Origin of the sequence: Thermosporothrix hazakensis, from assembly GCF_003253565.1 — a bacterium.
In the GTDB taxonomy this organism is placed as follows: Bacteria; Chloroflexota; Ktedonobacteria; order Ktedonobacterales; family Ktedonobacteraceae; genus Thermosporothrix; species Thermosporothrix hazakensis.
Genome location: NZ_QKUF01000027.1, coordinates 68362 through 75234, shown reverse-complemented (window position 1 = coordinate 75234; position 6873 = coordinate 68362). Strand labels below are relative to the sequence as shown.

Annotated in this window: 7 protein-coding genes; 3 read left to right on the top strand and 4 right to left on the bottom strand. The window is 52.7% G+C overall.

Features of this window, described 5'->3' with window-relative positions:
- Positions 1–282: RNA-guided endonuclease InsQ/TnpB family protein (locus EI42_RS25295; protein ID WP_146505422.1), on the top strand; the 282-nt coding region annotated here is incomplete at its 5' end.
- A 34-nt stretch (positions 283–316) separates the two neighbouring features.
- On the opposite strand, the gene EI42_RS25290 is transcribed toward EI42_RS25295, so the two are convergent.
- Positions 317–658 carry a hypothetical protein gene (locus EI42_RS25290; RefSeq protein ID WP_111325422.1) on the bottom strand — a complete coding sequence of 114 codons (342 nt, stop codon included), beginning with the start codon at positions 656–658 and terminating at the stop codon, positions 317–319.
- 401 nt (positions 659–1059) lie between these two features.
- Here EI42_RS25290 and radC point away from each other — a divergent pair, with 401 nt between their 5' ends.
- The gene (gene radC / locus EI42_RS25280; RefSeq protein ID WP_111325420.1) at positions 1060–1791 is read left to right on the top strand and encodes a RadC family protein; all 732 of its coding nucleotides are present in this window, start codon (positions 1060–1062) and stop codon (positions 1789–1791) included.
- A gap of 52 nt (positions 1792–1843) precedes the next feature.
- Here radC and lon read toward each other — a convergent pair whose 3' ends face one another.
- The 3 genes from lon to EI42_RS25265 all read right to left on the bottom strand — a co-directional run bounded on the left by lon (position 1844) and on the right by EI42_RS25265 (position 5864).
- A complete protein-coding gene (gene lon, locus EI42_RS25275) occupies positions 1844–4357 on the bottom strand; it encodes an endopeptidase La (RefSeq protein WP_111325432.1) in 2514 nt (837 codons plus the stop codon).
- Between the two features lie 360 nt (positions 4358–4717).
- On the bottom strand, positions 4718–5179 hold the full coding sequence (locus EI42_RS25270; protein ID WP_170142902.1) for an Hsp20/alpha crystallin family protein: 462 nt from the start codon (positions 5177–5179) through the stop codon (positions 4718–4720).
- A 475-nt stretch (positions 5180–5654) separates the two neighbouring features.
- Positions 5655–5864 (bottom strand): hypothetical protein, encoded by a 210-nt coding sequence (locus tag EI42_RS25265; RefSeq protein ID WP_111325418.1) that lies wholly within the window; start codon positions 5862–5864, stop codon positions 5655–5657.
- Between the two features lie 443 nt (positions 5865–6307).
- Between EI42_RS25265 and EI42_RS25260 the strand changes: the two genes are divergently transcribed.
- Positions 6308–6790: a hypothetical protein gene (locus EI42_RS25260; RefSeq protein WP_111325417.1), complete on the top strand. Its 483-nt coding sequence runs from the start codon at positions 6308–6310 to the stop codon at positions 6788–6790.
- Positions 6791–6873: the final 83 nt, after the last annotated feature.

Here is a 6873-nt window from a genome sequence, read left to right as displayed (position 1 = left end):
AAGAGCATCTTGGATGCAGGATGGAGTGCCTTTGTTGCTCTCTGTGCAAGCAAAGCGGAAGAAGCTGGCTGTACCGTCGTCAAAGTGGCACCCAAAGATACCTCCCAAGTCTGCTCATCATGCGGGTGTGTGGTGAAGAAGGATTTGAGTGTCCGCTGGCACTCTTGTCCGCATTGTGGGTGTGAACTGGACCGTGACCACAATGCGGCACTTAACATACTCATCCGCTACCGTAAATCAAAAGGGGCAGGAAGTGTCCCACAGTTATCCCCCGTGGGGTAGCTGTAGAAGCCCCTGCATTTATGCATGGGGTGCTTCACTTAAATAGTAGCTCGGCGGCCTTGTTGCTCGACACCCGAGGTGTGTTCTTCGCCTCGGAGCTGGTTGATTGTACCGCTACCAGCGTACCGCCAAGAATCAGCACCAGAAAAGCAACAACGGCAAGATGAACGATATAGCGCCTTCGTTTGGGCGGGGGGAACATCCCGTTCGCCTTTTTCCCACCTCCTTTAATTACGACCGGTTTGCGCCCTTCAGTATCCCCAAGTGTGCCGGTTGCCGGGAGAGTGATACGCAGTCCTTCCGTTGAAGGAAGTGACCATTCCAGGTCCAGATCTCCGGTCCGCACTTCCGCGTTCTGTTTCTTCTCGGCATACATTGTCTGATCCCTCTTCGTCTCAACTGACATCCTGTTCAGAAGTGGACATGCACCAGGGGGCACATCCATATATCATCACTGCATCCAAATTCATGGGATTGAACAAGAAAGAGCCATCAAGACAGGAGAAAGGGGATCTCTTTATCAGAGAGAGGAGGATAGATTTTTTCTCTGGCTTCTTGTTGCCTGTTTTTTTATTCTATCGTGTTGGCTCTCGAAAGTTGACAGCTTTCCGGGGACAACCGGACGATTGCTTTTCAAATCAATACAAACTGTTTTTATCTTTATTACACAAGAAAAATATTTTATAATCCATTTTTCCTATTTTCAAAGAAAAGTATGTAAATCCGTGAATGAGTAATGGTATCTTATCTACACAATTCCCCGAAGGAGAACAAAAAATGCTTGACCTGATTGAAGATCAACCACCCGTTGAGTATCACGCGACCGTTCATGATCTCCCTGTCGATGACCGCCCACGCGAACGCTTACAGCAAGGCGGAGCCGAGACGCTCTCAACCGTTGACCTCCTCGCGATTATTCTGCGCACAGGTACCAAACAAGACAACGTGATTGAGCTTTCGCAGAAGCTCCTTGCGAAATATGGGGGGCTGAGCGGCCTGGTCACGGCAACCTTTCAGGAGCTTTGCAATGAATATGGTATGGGAGCTGCAAAATCAGCGCAATTGAAGGCTGCGCTGGAGCTCGGGAAACGCCTGAGTACCCTGCAACCAATGCAGCGCTATCGGATTCGCTCAGCGGCTGATGTCGCCACACTGCTCCGTATGGAAATGATGTATCTGGACCATGAAGAGATTCACATTCTGGTTCTTGATGCAAAGCAGCAAGTCATCGAGCACGTGAAGCGCTATAAGGGGACGGTGAACGGCGCGATGCTGCGCGTTTCGGAGATCTTTCGTCATGCCATCATTCGGAATTGCCCGAATATCATTGTGTGCCATAATCACCCGAGTGGTGATCCCACACCTTCAGAAGAGGATTATGAGGTAACGGAACAACTGATTCAGGCCGGACACCTGCTGGATATCACGCTGCTGGATCATATCATTATCGGCAACCCGGACTATGCCAGCATCCGCGAGGAAGCCTATCCAGGCCGTTTTCAGTGGTAAAAAAGGGGACCACGTTCAGAGAAGAACGCGATCCCCTCGCTAGCAGCTTGTATCAGGCGTGAGCGCCCGCCTTTTCTTTCTCTTTATCTTTCTTGCGCTTGCGCCGTACGTTGCTGTCTTCTTTGCCATTCTTGCTGACCGGCTCATCTTCAAGCGCGGCCTCAAGTACGTCACGAATATCTGTAGCGAAGACGAAGTGCATCTGATCGCGCAGCTCTTTCGGCAGATCCTCCATCAGATCGGCCTCATTCTTCTGCGGCAGAATTACAGTGCGGATACCGGAGCGGAACGCCGCCAGCACCTTTTCTTTCACGCCGCCAATCGGCATCACCCGCCCTCGCAGCGTCATCTCACCCGTCATAGCGACATCCGAGCGCACCCGACGCCCGCTGGCAAGCGAGACCAGAACCGTGACCATCGTCACACCGGCAGAAGGACCATCCTTCGGAATGGCACCCGCGGGCACATGAATATGAATGTTCTGATTCTCAAAGACGTGGCGGGGTAAACCAAGTTCCACCGCGTTTGAGCGAACATAGCTCAAGGCCGCAGCCGCCGACTCTTTCATCACATCACCAAGCTGACCGGTCAGAATCAGGCGCTCCTCTCTGCCGGGCATGGTTGCAGCCTCAACAAAGATGATCTCGCCGCCGACCGGCGTCCAGACCAGCCCTGTAGCGATACCAGGCCGGTCAAGGCGCTCCGCAGCCTCTTCAAAGAAGCGGCGACGTCCCAGATACTCAGGCACATCATCTGCCGTCACATGAATTGGACTGGGCTGGCCTTCCGAGATCTGTTTTGCTACTTTGCGGCACAGTGTCCCGATCTCGCGTTCGAGATTACGCACACCAGCCTCGCGGGTATACTCGCGCACAACCCTGCGGATGACGTCGTCATCAACGGTCATTTCACCCTGCTTCAAACCGTTCGCCTCTAACTGCTTGGGTAGCAGATAGCTACGAGCGATGTGGACCTTCTGCTCCTCAGTATAGCCCGACAGCTCCAGGATTTCCATACGGTCGCGCAACGGGGCAGGAATCGGCTCAAGGGCATTTGCCGTCGCGATAAACATAACCTTTGAGAGGTCAAAAGGCAGATCCAGGTAGTTATCACGGAAGCTGTAGTTCTGCTCGGGATCAAGCACCTCAAGCAACGCGGAGGATGGATCGCCCCGCCAGTCCGCGCCAACCTTGTCGACCTCATCCAGCATAATCACGGGGTCATTGGTTTCGACCCGACGCAGGGTCTGAATAATCCGGCCAGGCATTGCACCGATATAGGTGCGACGATGACCGCGAATCTCAGCCTCATCGCGAATGCCGCCAAGCGAGATACGAGCGAACTTCCGACCGAGGGCCCGCGCGATTGACTGACCGAGCGAGGTTTTACCAACACCCGGAGGGCCAACAAAGCACAGGATCGGTTCACGATTGATGACCCGTTTCTCTTCCTGTGACTGCAAGGGCTGCGTGGTCCCCTTTTGCTCTTCCTCTTCGCCCTCTTGCAGCTCGCGTTCGCGGGCGGCCTCAGCGCGCTGGCGCTCTTCCTTCAGATGACGCACCGCGAGATACTCAAGAATACGCTCCTTGATCTTCTCCAGATCGTAATGATCTTCATCGAGCACCTGGCGGGCATGGGCCACATCAATCCTCTCACCTGAACCCTTGCTCCACGGCAGGCTGACCAACAGTTCAAGGTAAGTCCGAATAATACTGTACTCTGGAGATGCCGTGGGCAACTTTTCCAGCCGTGACAGTTCGCGGTTGGCTTCCTTCAAAGCCTCCTCGGGCATATGGGCTTCGTCAATCTTATGCCGAAGCTCATTGACAGTAGCCTGCTCCTCGCTCTCCTCACCCAGTTCGCGCTGGATCGCCTTGAGCTGTTCACGCAGCAGGTATTCGCGCTGCATCTTACCCATTTCTTCCTGGGCACTGGTCTGAATCTTCTTGCCCAGTTCCAGGATTTCCAGCTCATGTGTCAGGAAGCTGCTCAACTGCGCCAGCTTCTCATGAACGGAATCGATTTCCAGCAGCTTCTGGCGTAGTTCAAGATCCATCTGTACAAAGGTCGCAATGACATAGACGACCTGACGCGGCTCTTCCAGATTGAGCGTCGCGGCTGCAACCCCTTCTGGCACATTCTGCACCAGAGCAACCAGACGCTGGAAGTAGCTAATGACATTCCGTTTCAGCGCCTCGGTCTCGGTATCCTCTTCCTGTACGTCCGGTCGCGGCGTGATCCGGGCCATCAGGTAGGGCTTTTCCTGGGTGAACTCATTGATCTCAACACGTTCCAACCCCTGAACAGCAATTTGCAGAGTGCCATCGGGCATCCGGAACATGCGTCCAACACGAGAGACCGTACCGATTCTAAAGATATCGTCAGGTCCTGCTTGCTCGATATCAGCGGACTTTTGCGCAACAAGCACCACCAGGCGATCACTGCGCATCACATCATCGATCAGACGAATTGAGCGTTCCTGTCCCACCCCCAGGGGCTGGACAGAGAAGGGATAGACGACCACATCTTTGAGCGGCAGGACAGGCAGCACCTCAGGGAAGACCATCTGTTCCTCATCAGCTTCCGTGGGCTCAGACTCACGCCGACGCTTTGAAGAACGCTCTTCAACCGAGCGAGCTTTGCGCGTTGTCCGTTCTTTCCTCGGCTCCTCTTGAGCATCCTTCGTCTCTTTTGTGCTCGCTCGCGCAGTCTTTCTCACTCGCTTCTTGGGCTCCTTCTTCTCATCAGCAGCAGAAGAAGAGGCTTCAACCTGTTCACTGCCACCCTGCGGCTCATCTGCATTGATCTCATGTTCTTGATTCTGAATCGGGATAGTTTCAGATTGTAATTCTTTTTGTTCCAAGTCTCGCTCTTGATCGCTCTTTTGCATCCTCAAAACTCCAAAACCGTTATCGCAGGGTACACGTTATTCATCTGGCATATCGGACGGTAGCGGCTTCTGTTCAATCTGTTGTTTTGGAATATCAACCCATAGAAAGCCGCACTCATAGCGGGCCGTTACAGCGTCACGATTTACAGGATAGGGTATAAAGACTTCAAGGCGGAAAGGGCCATAGCGAATCTGCGCTTCATGATAACAGAGGCTCTCCTGATATTCAGACGCGTTTCGTCTGACTCCACTGACCACAAGTGCATCTTGATACAGAGTAACCTCAATCTCGTCCTCTTGCACGCCGGCCAGTTCGACTTTTACCAGCATGCGCTGAGGTGATTCGAGAATATCGGCCAGAGGTCGCCAGGTAGTAGAGCTCTGAACCAAAGACGACTGACCCTGTCTGAGGGCATCATGCAAGAGGCGGCGGTAATGCTGCTCCAGCCGATGTTGTGACCCCTCAATGTAACGATACGTCACCTGTTTATAACGCATCCGCATCGTTTCCCTCTATCGTTTGTATGTTTGCAATATGCTCAGTTCGATTGGTTGTTATTTGTTTTCTTTGCCAAAACTCAGAGACCCCGGAGAGCCGTCACAACCCTGGCCATTTCTGCCTGTATCATTCCTTCCCCTTGTTCCCTGTGATACGCATAACGAGACAAAGAGGCGGCCTTACCAGAAGCGCATCAGAAGGCCCACCCGAAAGGGAAACAGCAACCGTGCAAGGACGCTGTGGAGAAAGCATATGCCACACTTTTTCCTGAGTCAAGACCGGCTTTCCGGTAGAGCCGCCTCGTCCCGAAGCAAAGCATACATGTCTGTCCCAATGGCAGAGCCATTGCAGGTAAAACGTTTCATTGCTTCAGGATGCTCTTTTGAACCTAAAGAAGGCAAAAGCCAAAGCCCTACTGTCTTGTAGCGCCTTGCCTTTTGCCAGATCTATTCTCTACAAGACGATCAGACCCCCTCACTCAACGGGGAGATCCTTTTCGCCCGCATCAATCGCTTTCTGACAATCCGGGCAGATGTACACGAACTCGGATATAGTTCCATCTGACAGTACATCGCTTTCAATCACCCGAGCTTCCCGTACAAGTGTTGCCTGTCCACATCTCGCACAGGTAACAAATGTTTCTGGAACAGCTGTCCGTCGGGTTCCAAGAATATCTTCCTGCATGCCGACACCTTCTTTCTGTTATTACAAAGCGATGACGTCTCCTCCCGTATCAGGCTATCGTACAGGTGACATCACCTCTCCATGACGCTCTCACACCCTTTGTCTCGTTTCCCATTGCGCTGTACAGATGAACAAACGCAACAGGAACAGCGCCTTTTCAGCGACATGGCATACTCCACCACATCTTAACATAGCCTGACTTATTGATTATGGCACGGGACCCGTGAAATTGCAAGTGCGTTTGACGTGGCCTCTTTGATATGCTACTATGTTTCTATATTCCTCAGAGGTATTCACTTTCTTCCATTCCGCTTGATTGAGCGAAGCGAGAGAAAAAAGCATCGCTAACAAGCAAATGCAAGAGTTTGCGCGGTGGGACGGTTAGTGCGTGATTGTCGAGAACCGGTATGGTTTTTCGACGCCATTGAAGAGGGTTGAGCGTCATGATCTCGCAAAAGGTCAAACGGTGGTTTCAAAAACTGTTTGCCTGGTGGCCGTGGAGGCGTACCACAGCGACCACAACCGCCCAGGCATACGGCAATGCAGGCCTGGCACAGGAACCGGTACGGTACGCTGCGGAGGAAGGCCATGCACCACAAACAGGCATGTTGTCAATCGCTGTCGATCAGAGTAGAGAGGAGGTCTTCCCGGATTTCGCCCAAACGCAACGCAAGAAGGACCCAGAAGAGCAGCCCCCCGAGTCTTCATCCCTGCCCCCGGCTCAAGAGCCATCACCCTCACCCTACGCTCTATCTTATTCTATACAACCTGTACAGTACCCTTCTTCTTCAGAAACCGGCGAGGCCTCTGGCTTGCAGCGGCAACTGGAGTTCCTCCGTTATCTTATGCAGCGGGGCATCATCAATGAAGGCTTTGAAGAGGGCAAAGAACCCCGGCAATATCGCAAACGCTCATCTGTTCAATAAGGCTGACGGCCCGAAAACACAGCTATTCTAGCGAAAAGAGCGCTCCTTCTCCTGATGGGAGCGCTCCTTAATGAGGTATACAA